The sequence below is a fragment of the Corynebacterium sp. HMSC063A05 genome (assembly GCF_001809695.1).
GTDB classification, from domain to species: domain Bacteria; phylum Actinomycetota; class Actinomycetes; order Mycobacteriales; family Mycobacteriaceae; genus Corynebacterium; species Corynebacterium amycolatum.
In genome coordinates this window covers 48336-69523 of the sequence record NZ_KV798509.1, presented here as the reverse complement: position 1 = coordinate 69523, position 21188 = coordinate 48336, and the positions used below count along the sequence as shown (strand labels likewise).

Annotated in this window: 16 protein-coding genes; 13 read left to right on the top strand and 3 right to left on the bottom strand. The window is 55.7% G+C overall.

Translation table 11 applies throughout. The annotated features are described in order from the left end of the window. Nucleotides 1-22: 22 nt before the first annotated feature. On the bottom strand, nt 23-226 hold the full coding sequence (locus HMPREF2651_RS08610) for a hypothetical protein (protein WP_049181234.1): 204 nt from the start codon (nt 224-226) through the stop codon (nt 23-25). A 366-nt stretch (nt 227-592) separates the two neighbouring features. On the opposite strand from HMPREF2651_RS08610, the gene HMPREF2651_RS08605 reads away from it, so the two are divergent. Genes HMPREF2651_RS08605 through HMPREF2651_RS08580 form a run of 6 tightly spaced genes read left to right on the top strand, consistent with a single transcriptional unit; the run spans nt 593 to nt 8340 of the window. Then, on the top strand, nt 593-2470 hold the full coding sequence (locus HMPREF2651_RS08605) for a polysaccharide biosynthesis protein (RefSeq protein ID WP_049181235.1): 1878 nt from the start codon (nt 593-595) through the stop codon (nt 2468-2470). A gap of 18 nt (nt 2471-2488) precedes the next feature. Next, nucleotides 2489-3733, top strand: a complete 1245-nt coding sequence (locus tag HMPREF2651_RS08600) for a lipopolysaccharide biosynthesis protein (protein WP_049181237.1) — start codon at nt 2489-2491, stop codon at nt 3731-3733. A gap of 3 nt (nt 3734-3736) precedes the next feature. Next, entirely contained in the window at nt 3737-4927 is a 1191-nt protein-coding gene (locus tag HMPREF2651_RS08595) for a glycosyltransferase family 4 protein (RefSeq protein ID WP_049181239.1), read from the top strand. Then, nucleotides 4927-6105 (top strand): DegT/DnrJ/EryC1/StrS family aminotransferase, encoded by a 1179-nt coding sequence (locus HMPREF2651_RS08590; protein ID WP_049181240.1) that lies wholly within the window; start codon nt 4927-4929, stop codon nt 6103-6105. Before HMPREF2651_RS08595 ends, HMPREF2651_RS08590 begins: the two co-directional genes overlap by 1 nt. Then, the gene (locus HMPREF2651_RS08585) at nt 6102-7664 is read left to right on the top strand and encodes an O-antigen ligase family protein (protein ID WP_070586029.1); all 1563 of its coding nucleotides are present in this window, start codon (nt 6102-6104) and stop codon (nt 7662-7664) included. The genes HMPREF2651_RS08590 and HMPREF2651_RS08585 overlap by 4 nt, the downstream gene beginning before the upstream one ends. 10 nt (nt 7665-7674) lie before the next feature. Next, nucleotides 7675-8340: a sugar transferase gene (locus tag HMPREF2651_RS08580; protein WP_049181242.1), complete on the top strand. Its 666-nt coding sequence runs from the start codon at nt 7675-7677 to the stop codon at nt 8338-8340. Here HMPREF2651_RS08580 and HMPREF2651_RS08575 read toward each other — a convergent pair. Then, nucleotides 8324-9019: a NeuD/PglB/VioB family sugar acetyltransferase gene (locus HMPREF2651_RS08575; RefSeq protein WP_049181272.1), complete on the bottom strand. Its 696-nt coding sequence runs from the start codon at nt 9017-9019 to the stop codon at nt 8324-8326. The genes HMPREF2651_RS08580 and HMPREF2651_RS08575 overlap by 17 nt on opposite strands. A gap of 376 nt (nt 9020-9395) precedes the next feature. Between HMPREF2651_RS08575 and HMPREF2651_RS08570 the strand changes: the two genes are divergently transcribed. The 5 genes from HMPREF2651_RS08570 to HMPREF2651_RS08550 all read left to right on the top strand — a co-directional run bounded on the left by HMPREF2651_RS08570 (nt 9396) and on the right by HMPREF2651_RS08550 (nt 19086). Beyond that, nucleotides 9396-11369, top strand: a complete 1974-nt coding sequence (locus HMPREF2651_RS08570; protein WP_065422980.1) for a hypothetical protein — start codon at nt 9396-9398, stop codon at nt 11367-11369. Between the two features lie 81 nt (nt 11370-11450). Further along, nucleotides 11451-13061, top strand: coding sequence for a class I SAM-dependent DNA methyltransferase (locus HMPREF2651_RS08565; RefSeq protein WP_049181246.1), 1611 nt, complete (start codon nt 11451-11453; stop codon nt 13059-13061). After that, on the top strand, nt 13058-14272 hold the full coding sequence (locus tag HMPREF2651_RS10935) for a restriction endonuclease subunit S (protein ID WP_141746493.1): 1215 nt from the start codon (nt 13058-13060) through the stop codon (nt 14270-14272). The genes HMPREF2651_RS08565 and HMPREF2651_RS10935 overlap by 4 nt, the downstream gene beginning before the upstream one ends. A gap of 16 nt (nt 14273-14288) precedes the next feature. Beyond that, entirely contained in the window at nt 14289-17471 is a 3183-nt protein-coding gene (locus HMPREF2651_RS08555) for a type I restriction endonuclease subunit R (RefSeq protein ID WP_049181249.1), read from the top strand. A gap of 1 nt (nt 17472) precedes the next feature. After that, nucleotides 17473-19086 (top strand): DUF6119 family protein, encoded by a 1614-nt coding sequence (locus HMPREF2651_RS08550; RefSeq protein ID WP_161798947.1) that lies wholly within the window; start codon nt 17473-17475, stop codon nt 19084-19086. Nucleotides 19087-19340: 254 nt separating this feature from the next. On the opposite strand, the gene HMPREF2651_RS08545 is transcribed toward HMPREF2651_RS08550, so the two are convergent. After that, nucleotides 19341-19868: an HPP family protein gene (locus tag HMPREF2651_RS08545; protein ID WP_239663062.1), complete on the bottom strand. Its 528-nt coding sequence runs from the start codon at nt 19866-19868 to the stop codon at nt 19341-19343. Between the two features lie 140 nt (nt 19869-20008). Between HMPREF2651_RS08545 and HMPREF2651_RS08540 the strand changes: the two genes are divergently transcribed. Together HMPREF2651_RS08540 and HMPREF2651_RS08535 are read left to right on the top strand one after the other, a co-directional pair. After that, nucleotides 20009-20302, top strand: coding sequence for an RNA-binding S4 domain-containing protein (locus HMPREF2651_RS08540; RefSeq protein WP_005510922.1), 294 nt, complete (start codon nt 20009-20011; stop codon nt 20300-20302). 3 nt (nt 20303-20305) lie between these two features. After that, entirely contained in the window at nt 20306-21187 is an 882-nt protein-coding gene (locus HMPREF2651_RS08535) for a VOC family protein (RefSeq protein WP_005510913.1), read from the top strand. Nucleotide 21188: the final 1 nt, after the last annotated feature.

Genomic DNA, 21188 nt, shown 5'->3' with positions numbered 1-21188 from the left:
AGGGGTACATGTAAGAGTGCTTTTATTTGGGCAGGTCTTCGCCGTTTTTGTAGGCCTGCCAGAACTGTGTGGTCTGCTGTGTCTGACTCATCCGGTTTTGAATCAGCATCAGGGTAGCAAGCAATAGCGTCATCACCGTTAGAACTGAAACGGCAGTAATCAATGCAGCAAGGAAGGGCTTCCGGATGATGAAAGCGTGAGCCCGACGCGTTGATGATGTGCTCACGGGGGAAGTGTAACCCTTTTGTCAAAAACGATTATTTGAGTATTCACGCAAATACTTCCGTGAATAAGCATCTCAATAAAGAGGCGATTTTGCATTAATTGGAATCGTCGGGAAGTGGTTACGTTAGAAGTTAGTTTGTACAGCTAGTTATATGAATGTAAACAGATTGAAGCTTCGGTAAATAGTTGGCGAAACATTGTTTTACCAGGGGGAATGATGGATGGAAAGGGTGGCTTTTTGGCCACCCGAACGATGGGGTAGCCCTTTGGGGTAGGAGCTGTAAATGTAGTTCATATCGCATAGTATGCCAAGCCTGTGGAACGCATTGTGCGTAGGAAAATTTAACCAGCAATAAAAGGCATAAGAATGTTTATCCGAGACTGGAAGCAGCTCGCCTGGTGTGTATTTGATGTACTCGCCTGGCTGGTTGCGCTGTCCGCCGCTAATGGAATCGTCCGCGGTGAATTGGTATCTTTCTCTGAAATATCAGGCACTAATTTTTTGGTTGTCGCTGTCGCCGTGGTAGTCATCGTCCTGCTTGGCCTGCTGCTCGGGGAGTACACCAACCCGCAACGCGTATGGCCCGGCAGTCGAACTGAAGATATTGTTCTGCTGAGCATCAGCATGGGCGGCGCTACCGCAGCCACTGGTTTGGCTCAAATTCTGAAGACCTTCCCGGAAATTGCGTGGTACGTTCCGTTCGCCGGTGGCTGTGTCGCAACTTTGGCAAGTATCTATACCCGAACTCTCGCTCGCTGGATTACCGATAACTTTGGCACCCGCCAGACGGATGATCGCTTGATTGTTCTCGGTGCAGGCCGTCGAGCCAAGTTTTTTATTAACAGCCTTACGGGTTCCGGTATTTCCCGTGAGAACCGCTTCCACTTGGTTGGAATCGTCGATCCCGAAGAAAGCGGTGAGAACCATATTTCTCGTATCCATGGTCTCCGCGTGATTCGTGGCATTGATCAGTTGGGCGAAGTCGCATCGCGCACTTCGGCGCAGTCGGTCATCATTGCGACTAATGAGCCACTGTCCACTGAGTGCATCAATGTCCTCAACCACATTTGTGAGGAATCGTCCCTGCGCCTGCTTATTCTGCCGCCGGTGGAGGAGTACTCGCGCCACCGTGGCGCTGTCGCTACCTCGCAGGTGCGCGAAATTAACATCGCCGACCTCATCGGCCGCCAGCCGCTGCACCTGGATGAATCCAAGGTCGCTTCGATAATCCGCGGTAAGAAGGTGCTGGTCACAGGCGCTGGCGGTTCTATCGGTTCCGAGATCTGCCGACAGGTTCACCGCTTTGAGCCGGCAGAACTTATCATGCTGGATCGCGATGAGGGCGGCTTGCATGCCACTCAGCTGTCGCTGACAGGTTCGGCGCTTCTCGACGGCTCCGATACCGTCTTGGCTGATATCCGTGACGCGGAAATGCTGACGCAGATTTTCACCGAGCGCAAGCCCGATGTTGTCTACCATGCTGCAGCTCTCAAGCACCTGCCGCTGCTGGAGAGCTACCCTGCAGAAGCAGTGCAAACCAATGTCATCGGAACCCAGAACGTCCTGGATGCAGCCGCTGCAGCCAATGTTTCAACCGTTATTAATATTTCCACGGACAAGGCTGCGAACCCAGCCTCGATTCTGGGTGAATCCAAGCGCGCCGCAGAACGTCTGACTGCGCACATGGGGCAAACTCACGAAGGTGTCTGGGCATCTGTCCGCTTCGGTAACGTGTTTGGCTCGCGTGGCTCGGTCATTACGACTTTCCAGCGTCAGATTGAAGAGGGCGGCCCGGTTACGGTGACGCACCCTGACGTTCAGCGCTACTTCATGACCATTCCGGAGGCATCGCAGCTGGTGCTGCAGGCTACCGTTATTGCAGAGTCCGGTGAGACTCTGGTGCTGGAGATGGGTAAGCCGGTCAAGATTGCTGAGCTGGCGGAGAATCTTATCAGGCTCCATGACGCAGACGTAGAGATTGTCTACACGGGTCTTCGCGAAGGTGAGAAGATCTCCGAGGACTTGGTTGATGACCGCGAGGTTCCCAAGATTGGTGATCGTCATCCGCTGATTACTGAGGTACGTGTTGAGCCGGAACGGCTGAATTCGCGGATTCTCCCGTGCACACATAATCACGATGCTGCACGTCGTTGGCTTGTAGAGCACGGTGGGGCGCAAAGCAGTATTGCGGCGTATACCGCTGGTGCACAATCACTTGCAACCGCTAGCTCGAAGGCAAAATAGTTAGGATGACTCCCCACCGTGACAATCACCAGCTCCTCTAACTCCGGGCAGCTGGCACAAAGAGTTCGAACAGTTGCGACGATTTCGGCAGCTTCAGCGCTCGCCGCAGTCGTCGCCTTTGTGGTCAGTATTCTTTCCGCGCGAGTGCTGGGGCCCGCCGGTCGAGGCGAGGTCGCTACCGTTTTGCAGTTCGCCTATATTGTGGCGCCCTTCGTCGGCTTTGGGGCCGATCGGCTTTTGCTGCGCCGCGATGATTACGACCACGGTCTCATTCCGAGTGGTTTCGCCATGACTGTGGTCGCTCTGATTGCCTGTGCCATCGCAGGTGTCGTCTACGGACCGTGGACGGCAATGGCCGGCGTTGTCGCCTTGGTTACCGTGTCATTTTCCATGGTTCGTGCGATGGCTATCAGCCGCCATCGAGTGTCTTTCTTTGTCGCAGTATTCGTCGGTTTCCAGGGCTCAGTACTGCTGATTAGCACTGCATTGTATTTTGCAGGAGTCGAGGACTGGCGCTGGTGGGCTGCGGCCTATATCTTCCCGGCGCTGCCCCTGGCAATCTGGTCGCTAGCGAAGTCACGCAAACACACCGATTCCCGTGTTGGCGGAGTGGTAGAGACGGCTCGAACAAATGCCCCATTCATCGCATCGGGCCTGGGACCGCTGACGACGACACGCTTGGGGCGCGTTTTACTGCCGGCGCTGGCCTCACCGGCGTCGTTAGGCCTTTTCGTGGTCGTGGCGACGGCGACAGAGCCGCTGTATTGGGTCGCGCAGTCGGTCGCCGATCAGCGCACCAGCGACCAGAGGGGGCGCGAACTCACCCCGTCTCGTGTGCTCCGACACCTTGGCATAGTCACTGCAGCGTACGGCGCGCTTGGTGCGCTCGGTGGTGTGGCACTCTACTTCCTCATCGTGCCGGTATTCGGCCATGAGTTTGAGCCTGCCCGGGAGTTGGTGCTGCCACTGACTATCGCGGCCGTGGTGCTCGGCTGCTACCGACACCTGTGCGGTGAAATTCTCGGCAGCGACAATCCCCGTCGAATTGGCCGAGTGGAGCTCATTTCCGCCGTTATCGCTGTCATTTGTTACCCGATTGGCATTCTTCTCGGAGACGCCCTCGGCCTCGCGTGGACTAGCGCAGTTGTCTATTTTGCAGCAGCCGTGGTTGCGGCAGTGGCGCTAATGCGGCCAACCGGAGGCCAGAAGAATCCATCAACTACCACCGAAGAACTCCCCGTCGACGTAATCGAGGAAAGCTAAACAATGCGAATCACTTATATCCACCAGCACTTTGTTCTCCCCGGTGAGCCGGGTGGTTCTCGACCCTACGAGTTTGCCCGCCGAATGGCCGCTGCAGGCCACGAGGTGACAATGATCTGTGGTCGCGATGAGGCCATGGATAAAACTGTTGATGGCATCCACGTGCGTCGTCTAGCGATTCCGTACCGCAATGAAATGTCGAAGCGCGAGCGCATCGTCAGTTTCTTCAACTTCCTGGTGCGCGCCTCCGCGGTTGCTGCTCGTGTGCCTGCCGACGTGATTTACGCGTCCTCGACTCCGCTGACTGTGGCGGTTCCGGGAATTGTGGCGAAGTTTACCCAGCGTGCGCCGTTGGTGGCGGAGATCCGTGATCTGTGGCCAGAGGTGCCAATCAAGTTGGGCTACCTCAATAATCCGGTGGCGATTTTCCTGGCCAAGCAACTCGAGAAGGCATTTTATGCGGCATCGAGCGAGGTCGTGGCGCTGTCGCCGTCGATGGCCGATGGCGTCAAAGAGGTAGCTCCGAAGAAGCGCGTGACCGTTATTCCGAATGCGTCGGACTTTGAGCGTTTTGATGTCCCGGCCGAGCAGCGTGCAGCTTTCCGCAAGGAGCAGGGCTGGGGCGATGACGTGGTGGCGGTCTACGCTGGTGGTTTTGGCATGTCCTACCAGCTGGAGTGGCTTGTGGATTTGGCGGCGCAGCTGCGTCGTGATGGCGTGGAGAATGTGTGCTTTGTCCTGCTGGGGCAGGGAAGCGACTCGGATGCGTTGTACCAGCGCGCTGAGAACGCTGGCCTCGATGCCGATGCGATGTTCCTCGGCCGTCAGCCGAAGGAAGATGTCGCCAAGTACGTGTCTGCCGCCGATATCGCGCTATCGCCGCTGCGTGATGACCCCTGTCTGGAGGGCAATTCCCTGAACAAGGTCTTCGATGCCATGGCCGCATCGCGTCCGGTGGTGTTCAACCACGGTGGCTGGCTGGAGGAAGCCGCAACCGAGCACGATGCCGGCTGGCGTCTCTCGCGCGATATTCCGACTGCGGCCAAGCGATTCGCTGAGATCATCTCCGACCGCGATGAGATGCGCGCAGCGGGACAGCGAAACCGCGAACTGGGTGAGAAGCGTTTTGCTCGTGACAGCCTGTACAACCAGCTCATCGAGGTACTCAACCGCGTCCGAAAGGTTCAGAAGTAATGACTAACGCCGACACTAACAAGCCCAATGAGCGGATCTTTCTTTCGCTCGCGACAGTCACCGAAGCAGAAGAACAGGCCGTCGTTCGTGCACTCCACTCTGGTTGGGTGGCTCCGTTGGGTCCCGAGGTAGACGCGTTTGAAGCGGAGATTGCCAAGCGCTGCGGTGTTGAGCACGCGCTCGCACTGTCGTCTGGTACTGCTGGCCTGCACTTGGCGCTGCTCGCGCTGGGGATTGGTGAAGGTGACTACATCCCGGTTTCCACCATGACCTTCGCGGCCACGACCAACGCCATCGCTTACGTCGGCGCTACGCCGGTGTTTATCGATGCCGCAGAGGACGGCAACATCGACCCTGAGCTGCTGCTCTGCACCGTCGATGAACTGCTTGCCGAGGGCAAGAGCGTTCCCGCCGTGATGATTGTGGACCTCTTCGGCCGCTGCGCCGACTACCCGGCCTTCGCGCCACGCCTGGAAGAACTCGGCATCGCGCTCATCGAGGACGCCGCCGAGGCGCTCGGTGCTAGCGTCGATGGTCAGCCGGCCGGCAGCTTTGGCCGTGCCGCCGCGCTGTCGTTCAACGGCAACAAAATCATGACCACCTCCGGCGGTGGCATGCTGCTGTCCAACGATGCTGATCTCATCGCCCGCGCGCGCTACCTGTCCACGCAGGCGCGTCAGCCCGTCGCTTGGTACGAACACACCGAAATCGGCTACAACTACCGTCTTTCCAATCTGCTTGCCGCGCTGGGGCGGGCGCAGCACTCGCGTCTGGACGACATGATTGCTCGCCGTCGCCAGATTCGCGACGCGTACCTAGATTTGCTCGCCTCGCTTGACGACGATGCCCCTGGTAAAGGTGCCCGCTTGCTCTCTGACTCCGACGAGCGGTTCACCGAGAACTGCTGGCTGACCTCGATTGTGCTGCCACAGGATGCCGTCGATAAGGGCGTGCTGAGCCCGGACAGCGTGATTGCGGCGCTGGGTGAGTCCAACATCGAGGCTCGTCACCTGTGGAAGCCGATGCACCTGCAGCCGGTGTATGAGGGCGCGCGAGCGACCATCAACGGTACCGCTGAGAATCTTTTCTCCCGCGGCATTACTCTTCCTAGTGGTCCGGCGCTGGACGATGACGACGTCGCGCGGGTGATAGGTGTTTTGAAGGAAGTGCTGGGATGACTTCTACTGAGGTAGCTGGAGAAGCTGTAAAACAGCGAAAACCAATACTGCAGTCGCTATTTATTGTGGTGGCCGCAGGAATGTTTGCTGGTGTTCTCTACGTTGGCGACACGACGATGAAGGATGTCTCCGCAGCGCTTCCTGATTTATCTTTGGCATTGCCGATTTTGGTGATCGTTGCAATCCTTACCGCCGTTGGCACGCCTCAATCTCAGCGCCAGAGTTGGTTGAACGCGATGAAAGGCGCTGGCAATGTAAAACAGTGGCCGATTGCAGCGTGGGCATTAGTGGCGTTCTATGTCTGGCTGTTATGGATGATGCTGTCCGGACTATGGGCTCCTGAAGCTGCCGAAGTCGCTCCCGTCGTTACTGCGTTGATAACGCTCGGACTCATCGCCACGGTGTCAGCGATACTGTTCTATTTGCATCCTCAGGCACTGGTGTGGCTGTGGTTAGCAATAGCCATTTGCTCGCTTATTTTTCTCTACGGCGGCTTTACTGGTCCGAAATATGTCGGACGTATGACTGCGTTCGGCGGTGGCCCGAATGTCTTTGCCCGTTTCATGCTGTACGGCATCGCGGCAGCTGTGTTTTTTATGCTGTGGCGTAAGTTCATGTGGGCAGCTCTCTTGTTCGCTGCACCATTTGCTTACGGTCTCGTTGCGTCGGGAAGCCGCGGTGTACTGGTTGCTACCACCGTGGTAGTCCTCTTTACCGCAATAGCTGTGTTTTTTCACTGGGGTTGGAAGTGGGCGACTGTTTTTTACGTCGCTGTCGCCGCAGCGGTCGCGTATGGATACTCGCGATTCATCGCAGGTACCGAGATTGAAGAGTACTTTAAGACGCGCTTTATCCAGTTGACCTTCGAAAAAGAACATGATTCTGGGCGTAGTTATCTTCACGATGAAGCTTTCCGAATCATGGGTGAACACCGCATCTTTGGTGGTGGTCTGCACAGCTTCGTTGTGCTGTCGACACCGAGGTCTTCACGTCCACTGGAGCATCCGCACAATATCTTCTACACAGTCGGATCTGAAGCGGGTGTCATAGGAATCGGTCTGTTTGTGATTGTGCTGGTTGTGTTGGCAATCGCCTGTCGCCACCTATTCAAGTTTCTTCAAGCTGGTCTGACCGCAGCTGTAGCGTTAGCCGTTCTTGTGGCACAGGTTTTTTCCGGCTACTACTACGATTCCCGTTCGCTATGGCTATTTGGCTTTGCAGCAGCATTTGCAATGCTGAGCCTACGGTGCCGCGCGCAGGACACAGCATCGGTAGAACCAGAGCTGGAGCCGCAACCAGAACCCGCAGCCGAGCCCGAACCAGTCATGGTCACCGATACCGCGGAGCCGGTTGTGCCGGAGCTGGAGCCAGCGGTGGCCGTCGTCAAGCAAAGTGCGCCTGACAACAAGAATGACAACAAGAAACTGCGCGTTGCGGCAGCGTCGTTTGCTGCGGCTGGTGCAGCGGGTGCGATTGGTTGGTTGGTCAGAAACCGTTCAAATGCGGAAGTCGATGCGCGTGCCGAAAAGCTTCTGCGCGAAATGTTCAACGAAAAGTAGGAGATGACCAATGGAATCACTGAGCATCCGCGCGCAACGGGTAATTAAGCGTGGCGTCGACATCGCGGCATCTGCAGCAGGCCTGATTGTGCTGTCGCCAGTTATGGGTGCTACGGCGCTGGCAGTACGGCTTTCCATGGGGAAGCCAGTCCTATTCCGCCAGGAACGCCCGGGCCAGGATGGTGAGCCGTTTAATATCCTCAAGTTCCGGACGATGCACCACGTCAATCCGGCAAAGGGGCTTGTCGACGATGCGTCCCGCCTCACGGAGGTAGGAAAATTCCTTCGTTCCACAAGCTTGGATGAGCTTCCGGAGCTCATCAATGTTCTGCGTGGCGATATGAGCCTCGTTGGTCCGCGTCCGCTGCGCATGAAGTATCTGGAGCGCTATTCGCCGCGCCAAGCACGCCGCCATGAGGTGCCACCGGGAATTACGGGGCTTGCCCAGGTCTCGGGCCGCAATGGCATCACCTGGGAAGAACGTTTCGAGTACGACGTGCAGTACGTGGATAATTGGTCGCTACTGCTCGATGCAAAGATCCTGCTCGACACGATCTTGGTGGTGCTGAGGCGCGAAGGCATCTCAGAAGAGGGCCAAGCGACCATGACTGAGTTCACCGGTTCGTCGGACAAGGGGTCGTCGGATAAGGACGTCTCCGCTAACGAAGATTCTTAATCACACTTGCGGGAACACCGGCGACAACGGAGTAGTCATCGACGTCTCTGGTAACTGCGGCTCCGGATCCGATGTACGCTCCCTCGCCGACGGTGAGGCCGGGGTTGATTACGGAGTTGGCGCCTAGGGTGCAGGCTTCGCCAAGCGTGACAAAGCCCGACACGGCATTGAGCGGGAAGATTGTGCAGTAGTCCCGCAGCACCGCATCGTGGCCGATTGTGACATTCATATTGATTTGGGCGTGCTTGCCTACCTCAATATTGCAGGTCAGGCGTGTTCCGGGGCAGATGACCGTGCCCTCGCCGAGTGTGACCAGCGCGCCAATGCTGGTGTCTGGGTGGACCAGGGTCGCGGGCACGAGCCCCGCGGCATCTGCGCGTTGCGCAATCGAACGTCGAGCAGCGCCGCTGCCGATTGCGACTGTGTAGTAGCCCCCCTCGGGCAAGTCCGCAAGGACCTCAGTTTTGCCCAAGAGTTGCACGCCCATTTTGTGGAAAAAGGTCATATCTGGGGTGCCATCATCGATAATGCCTAGGATTTCCCACTGCTTTGGCATTCCGTTTTCCACGGCGTAGTCGTTGATGTCCTTGATGAAGCTGACCACGTTTCGTCCAAAACCACCAGCGCCGACGATGACAATCTTTTCGGTCGTCGTGTTGTTGATCCACTGCTTTGGCATGAGTGTCATTATCCCACTGCAGAGGCAATTATGCGTAATGGCCACGGCCGGAAATCAGCCTGTGCCACCGATACTCGTAGGTGCGGGGAGAGTGATGACAGGTGGGGTGGGCATCGTAATGCATTGCGTGTTTAACGACGCGTCAACTCCGACCCAAGCGGTCTGGAACCGATTTACTACGCGTTGGAGGTTTAGATCCGCTTGGAGACATGATGCCAAGCGGTTCTGCGCTTTTGTTTTCCTCGTACATAGATTTATCTGGGAATGACTGTTAAGTACCCTTAACGGCTACAAGCATATTACAGCTTTTAAACTGGGCTAATCTTAATCTCGAACAAAGAAAAGGAAATCGAGTTCCGAGAGTGAGGTGAAGAAGATGCCCGCCCTAACAATTTCAATGCAACGCATTGCTGACTTAGCGGATGTCCAGCGTCCATTAGTAACTATGTGGCGCAAGCGTCACTCCGGCGGGTCCGATGCTCCTTTCCCGGAACCGCTATTGCCAGTTGAATCCGCTGCAGCGAGAGATACTCAACTGAAGTTTGATGCTATCGAGGTAGCAAAGTGGCTCGTTGAGACTGACCACGGAAACAACTCCGATGCTGTTGCGGATGCGCCTTTCTACAGCGACTTGTTTAACGAAGCTGTCGAGGGTCCTCGAGTGTGGGCGGCGCTTGTTGCACATGCCCGTGGCGGTGAGGAGGTAACCCCGGAGACTGTCCGTGATGAGTTGTTCTCGGAGCCACTGGTGCCATCTGAGATTTTGGAAGGCGACCTAGAGCACGCGGTGACCTCCGCAAATATCCTGGCTGAAGCTGCATTTTCCGCGACCAAAGTGCTCGTCGAGATTATCCGGCGTCGTCGCTCGCAAACGCCAGAAGCGCTCGTCGAGAACGCAGAGGCGCTACTTGCCGTCATTGGCTCGGAGCTCATCAAGGAATTGCACCGTGATAAGGAGACTCGGGAGGTTCTTGCTTTTGGCCCAGGTGGCGGCGCGTGGGCGCAGCACGCTATTGAATCCCACGAGTCGCCACTCGGTATTGGCTTTGAACACGACGATTTCACTCCAGAGCTCTGCCTGAGCTTAGCGCGTGGAATCGAAGTCCTGGAAGTAACTGATGAATGGGACCCGTCTGCGGTTGCATTCCTTCAGTGGGTAAGCGCCAAGCAGGACGACGCCCAAGAGCTCTTCGATCAGATTGGCTACGTGCAATCGGGACTCGATGCGCGGGGTTGCGTCGTTGTTCTTGCTCCGGCTGAGCTCCTCATTGAGTCCAGCAATACTGTGGTGAACCTTGAGCGAAGGAACTTTCTGTGGGGTTCGAAGAATAATCTGCATTCTTCCCTGCGGTATGCGGCGCTGCTTCCTCATGGGTGGACGAGAAGTCTTGGGCAGAGCCAGCTCGCGCTGTGGATTCTGCGAACGCGAGATCCAGAGAAGTTCGATTCCGATCTTGTCATTCTGGCAGATTATTCCTCCCTCGATTTCAGTGGTACTCGCCCGCGTCAGTTCGTGATGGATGTCTTGGCTGCGGTCAATGATGAGGTTTCTCCTCGTCAGCACGCGTTTTATAACTCACTGGTGCTCACCGACGAGAACCTACGCATGCGGAATTCGCTGCGCCCGATCCGCGAACGGGTATCCGAAAAGGAGGAAATCGCAACAATCGCCGAGTTACGACTCCAGGCCGACGCGGTGGGTGTCGACTTGTCGCATGTGCCGAACCTCCAGCAGGCGGGCAATCCCTACGAGATTCACCGCAGAAAGCTCCTTAGCTGGGCTGAGGCGACCAAACAGCCGGCACCGTTGGTGAAGGTCATCAAGGGATCGAAGCTGCAGGACCTGGATACTGGAAACCCGGATGGAACCATCCCGGTTATTGGTCGAAGCGAACTGAGCGGGCTCGCGCCAGCCGGAGCACGGAAAGCCAACATCGTCGATATCAGTGTGAAGCTGCCTCGCTCAACCCTGACCGAGCCCGGTGACGTGGTGTGGATTTACCTCAATAAGCCCGTTGCGATTGTTGATGCGCAAGGAGGCTCGCTGGTCGAGGCACCTGCCCAGATTCTGCGGTGTATGAAGACCAGGGCTCGGAGCAAGACCCCTCTTGAGGAAGTCACATCACCATATCTCTTGGCGGAGCAGCTGGGCCACGCGCAGACCAAGGACAAGAAGGCGTGGCAGGTGCCCGTAATTGAGCAGCGGGATGCGGAAGTGTTCGAAGCAGTGATGCGTGAGGTGGATGCACGTAGAGCAGAGTTGCTTGAGCAGCTCGAGGGCATTTCCGCTTTCCGACGTGACTTCGGTGCGTCGCTGGCAAGTGGCGGTATTCGGGCGGCACCGGAGTAATCGCTGCTTGGCGAGGATTCGTAAATCGTATCTAAACAGCTTAATCAGATAGCTAAATCTAAGAGTTAAGGAAACGAAGTAATGGCAAGAGCGAAGAAGGAAGCGGTCAAGGTCCCTTCCACAATGAGCGAGATCAAGGACATGCTCTGGAAGTCCGCGGATAAGCTGCGTGGGTCCATGGATGCCTCGCAGTACAAGGACGTAGTGCTGGGTCTGGTCTTTTTGAAGTATGTGTCGGACTCTTTTGATGAGCGTCAAAAGGAGATTCGCGTCGAACTTGAGGAGCAGGGCTTCGATGAGGATGTAATCCAGGAGGACCTGGAGGATATTGATTCTTACACCAGTGAGAATGTCTTCTGGGTTGCCCCTGAGGCTCGGTGGGAATTCCTGACGGCTAACTCCAAGGGCCGAATGGGCAAAGACGGCAAGCCACAATCGATCGGCAAGCTCATCGATGCCGCAATGCAGCATTTGATGCAGGACAATGAGTCGCTGATGGGTACGCTTCCCTTGATTTACGGCGCGGAGAACATTGATCAGCGCCGCCTGGGCGAGCTGGTTGACCTTTTCAGCTCGACCTATTTCGGTTCTACCAAGGAGAAGAGGGCCCGCGATCTTCTCGGCGAGGTGTATGAGTATTTCCTGGATAAGTTCGCTAAGGCTGAGGGCAAGAGGGGCGGAGAGTTCTATACTCCGCAGTCCGTGGTGCGGACTTTGGTGGAAATTTTGGAGCCCACAGAGGGGCGCGTATATGACCCTTGCTGTGGATCGGGCGGCATGTTTGTGCAAGCGGAGAAGTTCCTGGAGGCTACCAAGCGCGACCGCAGCAACATTGCGGTCTACGGCCAGGAATTGAACGAGCGCACCTGGCGTATGGCGAAGATGAACCTTGCGATTCATGCGATTAGCGCCGCAGGGTTGGGTGAACGCTGGGCCGATACATTCGCGCGCGATATTCATGCGGGTACGAAGATGGACTATGTGTTGGCGAACCCGCCGTTCAACATCAAGGATTGGGTCCGCAATGAGGAGGACGCGCGTTGGAAGTACGGTGTTCCTCCGGTGCGGAATGCGAACTTTGCGTGGATGCAGCACATTATTTCCAAATTGCAGCCACATGGTGAGGCCGGCGTGGTGATGGCCAACGGCACGATGACTTCGCAGTCCTCCGGGGAGGGCGAGATCCGCAAGAACATGATCGAGGATGATGTTGTCTCGTGTGTGATTGCGCTTCCGGCGCAGCTGTTCCGTGGCACGGGCATCCCGGTGTGCGTGTGGTTCTTCACCAAGGATAAGGCTGCTGGTAAGAAGGGCCGTGTTGATCGCCGCGGTGAGGTGTTGCTTATCGACGCCCGCCAGCTCGGCCACATGATTGACCGCACGGAGCGGGTGTTTAGCGATGAGGATATTGAGCTGATCGCTAATACGTTCCGCACGTGGCGTGGCCGCGAGTCCGCCAAGGGTGAGTATGAGGATGTGGCTGGTTTCTGTAAGTCCGCCACGATTGAGGAGATTCGCGAGGCGGGCTACGCGCTGACCCCTGGCCGCTATGTGGGTATGCCGGAGGCTGAGGAAGATGATGAGCCTATCGACGAAAAGATTGCCCGCCTGACCAAGGAATTGACGGCGGCATTGGATGAATCTGCACGCCTGGATGCGGTTGTGCGCGAGCAGCTGGGGAGGCTCAAGTGAACTGGGAAGACACAGATTTCGGAAATCTGATTTCGGATATTGCCCTAGGGCCTTTCGGATCTAGTATCACGGCAGATAACTATGTCCCTTCAGGAGTTCCCATTTTAAGAGGACAAAATCTTGAAGGTACTCAAGCTAAACTCGACGATCTTGCTTTCTTAACAAGTGAAAAAGCGGATACGCTTGGAAGGAGCATTACTCATCCTGGCGAGTTAGTCATGGTACACGTGGGAACTGTTGGGCGAGCATCGATGGTTCCCTACAATAACAAGTATTCAAAAATGATTGTTTCGCAGAATTTATTGCGAATTAAGCTAAATGATACTATGGCTGCCCCCTTGTTCTATGCATATTGGTTAAATAGCCCCCAGGGTCAATGGGTAATTGAATCGTGTGCATCACAAACTGGTGTTCCAAGTCTTCCTCGCGCGAGGGAAACAGTAAAGACTTTTAGAGTTCCTTTTCCTCGTTTATCAATACAGAAGGCAATTACTGGGGTTCTCGGGGCGTTGGACGACAAGATCGCAGCAAATCAGAAGCTTCTACAATTAAGTAGCAAATTACTTCGACTTCAGTATCTCCAACTGATGGATGGGCCTCTAATTCCTTTTGACAACATCGCGTACGAGATGCGTGAGAAAGTTGATCCACGATCAGTCGATACTTCTACTCCACAAGTGTCGTTGGAACATTTCGATAAGAAATCAGTCTGGTTGCAGGAGTGGGGTAATGCTGGCGAAGTTGAATCTACGAAATCGCGCTTTAAAGAAGGGAATCTTTTGTTTGGTAAGTTGCGACCCTACTTTCATAAGGTCTCGATAGCTCCTGTTGAAGGAATTTGCTCTACTGACGTCTTAGTTATTCGTTCCTTAGAGTCAAAACATCGGATACTTGTTGGAATAGCGGCTAATTCTGACCAAGTAGTCAATAACGCAGTAATGAATTCGAATGGGACGCGTATGCCTCGTGCAAAATGGGCCGATTTGGCACAGTGTGAGGTTCCGGACCCAAATTCTCCTGATGTTATTGATTTCTGTCAATTTGGTGAGTCCATTTATCAAGCGTCGAAGGCGGCAATAAAAGAAAACCAAGTCCTCGCCCGCACCAGGGACGAGCTGCTGCCGCTGTTGATGAGCGGCAAGATCACCGTCGCCGAGGCCGAAGAAGCTGTCGCCGGTGGGGTGGGCGTCGGCAAGCGCGAGGAAGCGTAAGCAGAAGGAGACAGCGATGTATAGCGAAGACATGCTGGAGCAAATGGCTCTGGAAAAGCTGGGTGAGAACGACTGGCAGCTGCTCCACGGCACCGACGTTGCACCCGGTTCCGGCGAGCGCGAAACCTGGAAAAGCATCATCCTGCGGGGCACCCTCAACGAGGCCGTCCGAAACCTCAACCCGGGCGTGCCGGAGGAATTCCTGCAGCAGGCCATCGGCGAGCTGCTCACCCCGAAGTCGCAGGACCCCACTGCTGAAAACATGCGCATCCACGAGATTTTCGTGCGCGGATACACCGGCATTGAGTACTACGACCTCGACGGCCAGCGGCGAAACCCCACCATCTACTTCATGTCCGCCGACTGGGAAAAGAACGACTTCAAGGCAGTCAACCAAGTCACCGTACGCAGCCTCGAACACGAGCGGCGTTTCGACGTCGTTTGCTACATCAACGGCCTGCCGGTCGCGTTCTTTGAACTGAAAAAGCCCGCCGGAAGGTCCACGGCGGAGGAGGCATTTAACCAGCTCCAAACCTATGTTTCGGAGTTCCCGATGGCTTTCCGCTTCGCTAACGTCGTTGTCGCCAGCGACGGCCTCGACGCCAAGTACGGAACCCCCTTCACCCCGTACAACCACATGGCGCCGTGGAACGTCGACGACGACGGGTGCCCGATCAAGATGGACGAGCCGGACGAAAATAATGACATCCGCCTGGCCCTCGAAAACCTCATCTGGGGCGTATTCAACCCGGTGCGCTTTATCCAACTCCAACGCGACCTTACCGCGTTCGATGACACCGCGCACGGGCTGAACATGCGCATCGCCAAGCCTCACCAGTACTTCGCGGTGACCAAAGCAGTCGGCAAAACCATCAGCGCGGTGCGCGGAGACGGCCGCGCCGGTGTTGTATGGCACACACAAGGCTCCGGAAAGTCCATGGAAATGGAAATGTACACCGCTGCCGTCATGCGCCGGCCGGAGCTGGAGAGCCCCACCATCGTGGTCATCAACGACCGCACCGAACTCGATGGGCAGCTCTACAGCACCTTCCTGTCCAGCACGCTTCTGCCTGAGAAGCCGAAGCAGGTGGGGGGCCGCGACGAACTGCGCACTGCACTGGCGACGCGCACCTCCGGCGGAATTTACTTCACCACCCTGCAGAAATTCGGGCTCACCAAGGACGAGCGTGAGGGTGACGCGTCGCACCCTCTGCTGTCGGAGCGCCGCAACATCATCGTCATCGCTGACGAGGCGCACCGCTCCCACTATGGCTTCGGCGATACCAACGCTGACGGTTACGCAGCGCACCTGCGCACCGCACTGCCAAACGCCACCATGATTGCGTTCACCGGTACACCGATTGCCGAGTGGGACCGTGATACCCGCAAGGTCTTCGGCGACGAAATCGATGTCTACGACCTGCAGCGAGCTGTCGACGATGGTGCCACTGTGCCCGTTTACTTTGAGCCTCGCCTGATTCCGCTGGCCCGAGTTGAGAATGTTACCGACGAGTACATCGACGCCACTGCCGAAGAGGCGATGGAAGGCCTCAGCGAATCCGAGCGCGTCCGCATCCAGCGAACCACCGCGGCACTGGAGGCCATGTACGGCACGGAGGATCGACTAAACACCCTCGTCGAGGACTTGCTAATGCGCTGGCAAGATCGTCGTGAAGTCATGCAAGACTTCATTGGTGGTCCCGGCAAGGCGATGGTGGTGACCTCCACGCGCAGTATCGCCGCACGCATCTACGAGAAGATTATCGAGCGCCACTCCGACTGGCACAGTGACGAGGACGCCAAGGGCAAGATCAAGGTTGTCTACTCCGCGAATCCGTCCGACCCGGCTGAGATTAAGAAGCACATGCGTCGGCCCAGTGGCATCAAAGCAGTCAAAGAGCGGATGAAGGACCCTGACGATGAACTAGAAATCATCATCGTCAAGGACATGATGCTCACCGGCTTCGATGCGCCTCCACTGCACACGCTGTTCATCGACCGCCCGCTGCGTGGCGCGCTGCTCATGCAGACCCTGGCACGTGTGAACCGCACCTTCCGTGGCAAACAAGACGGTCTGCTCATTGCATACGCGCCGCTGACAGATAACCTTCGCGCAGCCCTCGAAGAGTTCACCGTTGATGGCAGCAAAGAGGGAACAAAGGTCATCGGCCAGCACGCCGAAGATACCCTACAGATTGCGACCGGGTTCCTGGCGCAAATCGAAGGAATGGTTCCGGTGAATTGGCGCGCGCTGCTTGCCGGTGAAAATCTTCATAATGCTATTTCTCAGGTAGTTGGATTCCTGCGGTCTCCGCGTTCGCCGGGAAATGTAGATCAGGAAGACCCGATGGCCCGTCCACTGGCCAAGAAGTTCCGGCAGCTAGCAGGTGCGTTGGCGCGTTCGTGGGCCATCGCCGTTACCGCGGATGGTGCCGATGAAATTCGCGACGATGTGCGCTTCTATCTGGAAGTACGCCAGTGGCTGATCAAGATGGAGGCTGCCGATCGCGCTAGTCGCGGCGAGCCCATCTCCGATACTGCGCGGCGAATCCTCGGCCAGCTGGTTATCGATGCTGCCGAGAGCAAGAAGGTTGTCGACATCTACGGGGAAATCGGAAAGAATATTCCGAACCTCCAGGAACTTGCAGCACAGGGCTTCGACGAAAAGGATGTGAAGTCCAATATCGAATTGGCTATCGATGCGTTGCGAACCAAACTGCAGCAGGGAATCCGTGACGCCACAGGCAACAATGAGGTCCGCAGCAAACTGTTCTCGGAGCGCATCCGCGATGTCATGACGCGCTACACCAACCAGCAGCTCACCGCCGCAGAGGTGATTGCCGAGCTCGTTGAACTGTCGAAGGAAGTAGTCGAGGAGTCCAAGCGCGGCGAGAAGTTCACGCCAGCGCTGACTAACGACGAGCTGACGTTCTTCGACGTGGTATCCCAAAACGAGTCCGCCGTTGATGTCCTGGGCGACGATGTCCTGGCAGAAATCGCGCGCCAACTCGTGGCCACCATGCGGCGTGATACCCGCACGGACTGGACCGTCCGTGATGATGTCAAGGCCAAGCTGCGCCGGACCATCAAACTGTTGTTGCGCAAGTATAAGTACCCGCCGGACCGACAGAAGGAAGCCACCATGCGGGTATATGAGCAGATGGAAAAGTTCGCGCCGCGGTATGCAGAAGGGGCTTAAAATGGCAGGAAAGAAATCTAAAACAGCGAGTTATACGCTGTATAAGCTGACTGGAAATTCAAATCTCAAGGAACTCTGTCAAAAGAAATATCTAGACCGTACTGAAGAGTTTTGTGTCGAGGATTTCGAACTTGATGAAAGAAATTGTTTGCTTGTACATGGTGAAATTAGGAACAATCAACCATCGTGGGTTGAAAAAGCCAGTGTGATTTCAGGGAAACCAGTTCGACAAAGCAATGTTACTTCAAGCGGACTGATCCTGATTCCAGACTCTAATGAATCTACCTGGGCACTAGCATTCGGCATGGGCTACTTGCTCATCTCGCCCGAATATATTGACCATGGATTCGGCCAGCGTATCGCGGCACGCACAATTAATCCTGACAAACTCAAGTCAGTGACAAAGACGATCTTAGATAACCGCTCTAAAACTGACCGATCCTCGATTCCTTCTGGAGATACCATTAATCGTTTTGAAGTAGGTGACTTCGGCGAAATTGTGTCTCGTATCAAAGGGGCAGCCGTCATTCCAGAACTCACCGCTGGCGAGAAAGAAATCCAAGTCCGAGGTTCAGATTCTCTCTCGATTCCACTGGGGAAATCACGGGAGTCTTTGTTGAAAGATCTCAACCAAATAGGCGAAATTCTGCATCGAGCCCCCAAGCAGGAACTTGAAATTCTAGACCAACTTACCAAGATTCGCAATAAATCAATTATTTCGTACCTTGACGCATTTCTCTTCGATGAATTTGATAACAACGAAGGTAGGATGGGCCTTTCTTGGCCCGACGAACGAATAGATGATACGGATTCTCCGGGCTCCTGGAAACTATATGGGTTTGGGCGGCGCAAGGTAAAAACAGGCACACCCGATCTGGATGATCTCATAGAAATCATTTCTGAAATTCCCCAAAATGAGCGTGTAAGCAAAGTGCCAAAAATCTCGATTCAGTTATTTCGAGATGATGAAGCGAAGGAGGCAATCAGTAGAAAAATACCAATTAAGAACTGGATTACCTTCGAAGCCGACTTCAAAGGAAAGCGGCACTGCTTTTACAACGGAAGCTGGTTTGAGGTTTCCAGTGCCTATCTGGAAAACCTCGATAAAAAGATAGAGAAAATCTTTAATAAGTCTTTTAATGTACAGTTTCCTGTCTGGAAGCCAGGTTTAAATGAAGCCGCTTACAATAGGCAACTAGCTGATTCTATTGGTGGAATCTGCTTAGATGCAGATTTAATTAGAACCGAGGCTCATCCAAAGGGGGTCGAAGTCGCAGATGTATTTCTTGATAAAAATGTTCTGATTCATGTAAAGCAATTTGACCGCTCCTCCCCTGCGAGTCATCTTATCGCTCAGGCGCAAGTTTCAGCTGAAACTCTCTATTATGATGACGAAGCATGGAATAAATTCAAAGAAAAATGTTTAAAAGCGGGCATGGAATTTGAGGATCGAGTAAGTAGGCCTAAGAAGATCGTCCTCGCCATGGCTGGGAAAGGTAAGGTCCTGAACGCTAAGAATCTATTCTCATTTACAAAAGTTACGCTCAATAGATGCGTAACATTGCTTGAGCGCCAGGGGTTTGAAGTGTTTGTTGTGTCAATCCACCGAGAATAGGACGCATTTACTCTGGTTTGTTATGAAGTCAGCCGACTACCGGTTATCTGTATCATGGCTGACTCCTTTTGGCGTTCATTCACACTTTGTGTGGTTCGGGGTTGGTAAAAGCCCAGGTCGTAAGCGTCGTAAAGCGGAAAACCACCACACAAATTGAGAGTGAGGCCCAAGATGGGCCGAAGAACGGGGTCATTACTGCATCGGGGTGCCTAGGGGCGCCCGGAGCACCGAAACCCCCAAACCCCCGCGTCCACCTACCACCAGTAGGTGGGATACCGAAGGCCGCGCAGTCGATTTGCGAGGATGCCAAGCACCACGATCATGATTGACGAAGCGAAAATGAAGCCTATGAAGCGGAAGTCGTTGGTAAGCCCATGGCCGTGTGGCATCAGCACGGTGACCATAGCGGTAGCGGTGGCAGGGGAGTGAGCCGCGCGAGCAAGAAGCATGAGCGCGAAGGCAACGCCGGCGGCAACCGCTGCAGCAATGATGGTCGAACCCAACATGTGCAGAATTGCGATGCCAGTCGTGCAGCCGATGAGGTGTCCGACCACGACATTTCGTGGTTGAGCCAGGGGCAAGGTCGGTGCGCCGACGATAAGCGCCATGGCAGCGCCAATAGGAGGTAAAAATAGCAGGTCAGAGACAGACGTTGAGATGAGTGCCAGGGTCATCAGCGGCAGGCTCACGGCTACCGAGGCGGCGATAATATGGCGCAGCGGAGGGCGAGGTGGCGCTTCGCTGGCGATAAGGGACCGTTTCGTAGGCCGCGAATAGGACATGGAAAGCATGTTAGGATGCGCTGCCTTGCTCCGCAGCGGTTCAGAGTTTTTATTGAAATAGAGGTTTCATGAGACGCTCTGAACCTCTCCGAACCAGCCAAACTCCGACCATTTTCACCGGATATGACACACTTAAAGGCATGGAGCCTATCGATGTCGCAATCCGGGATGAGTCCATCCGTCTCGGGCAATTCCTGAAGTTGGCAAACCTGGTGGAAACGGGCGGTCTGGCCAAGGAACTCATTGCTGAGGGCCAGGTCAGCGTGAACGGTGAGGTCGACACTCGTCGTGGCAAGGTGCTGCGTCCAGGGGACGTCGTCTCTGTTGCCGGTATGTCGGCACGCGTGGCCACCGCCGATGAAGTCGATGATGACTACTTTGATGAGGCCACCGCCGATGATGACTTTGATCCTGAAAAGTGGAGGAACCTGTAACTCATGCCCGCATTTCCCGCCGAATTTGGCATGCCCCTGCGCGTAGATCTGCTCTCCGCTGCACCGCGTAAGACCGAGCGCTTCTACCGTGGTGTTCTCGGATGGGCTTACCGCAACACTGCGCCAATCCATGAGGATGCCCGCGAGGCATCCGCTGGTCGCCGCGTTGCCATGCTGTCCGGAATGCCGGTGTCGGTGCTGCTTGAGGCCGATAAGGACGCTGAGGATGCCTTCGTCAACCAGTGGCGCGTGAACTTCCATGTCGACTCCGCCGCTGGTGCCGTCGAGAAGGCGCGCGAGCTCGGCGCTGAGGTCTTCCAGGAACCGACTCCGCTTGTCGACGGATCCACGATGGCCGTCGTTTCCGACCCCGCCGGCGGCCTGATTGGGCTGCTGGAACAGCCGGGTGAGCAGGCCTTCATCGCAGCGGGCGAGCCCGGCACCCCGGTGTGGTTCGAGCTAGTCGCAGGCCCGGAGGAGACCTTTGAGCAGGTCGCGGACTTCTATCACAACTTCTTTGGCTGGGAAATCGCAGTGCGCAACAAGAACGAGCACGGCACCTTCGCAGTCGCGATGGAAGACGGGGCACCATTTGCAGGTTTGGTAGCCAGCTCGGTTGCCGCGCAGACCGATGCTGCCGACAAGAGCTTCGTCGGCTGGCTGGCCTACCTCGGCGTGGAGAACATCGACACCGCTGTCGCCAAGGCTGAGGAACTGGGCGGTTCCGTGCTCGTTGCCCCGCAGGCCACCGAGTTTGGTCCGCTGGCAACCGTGCAGGACCCGTGCGGTGCGGCAGTTGTGCTCTGCGAGGTGCCGCTGCCTCCGGAGGAGGACATCCGCGAGTCCGACCCGCTGGAAGGCATTGACCTCAGCCAGTTCCAGTAGG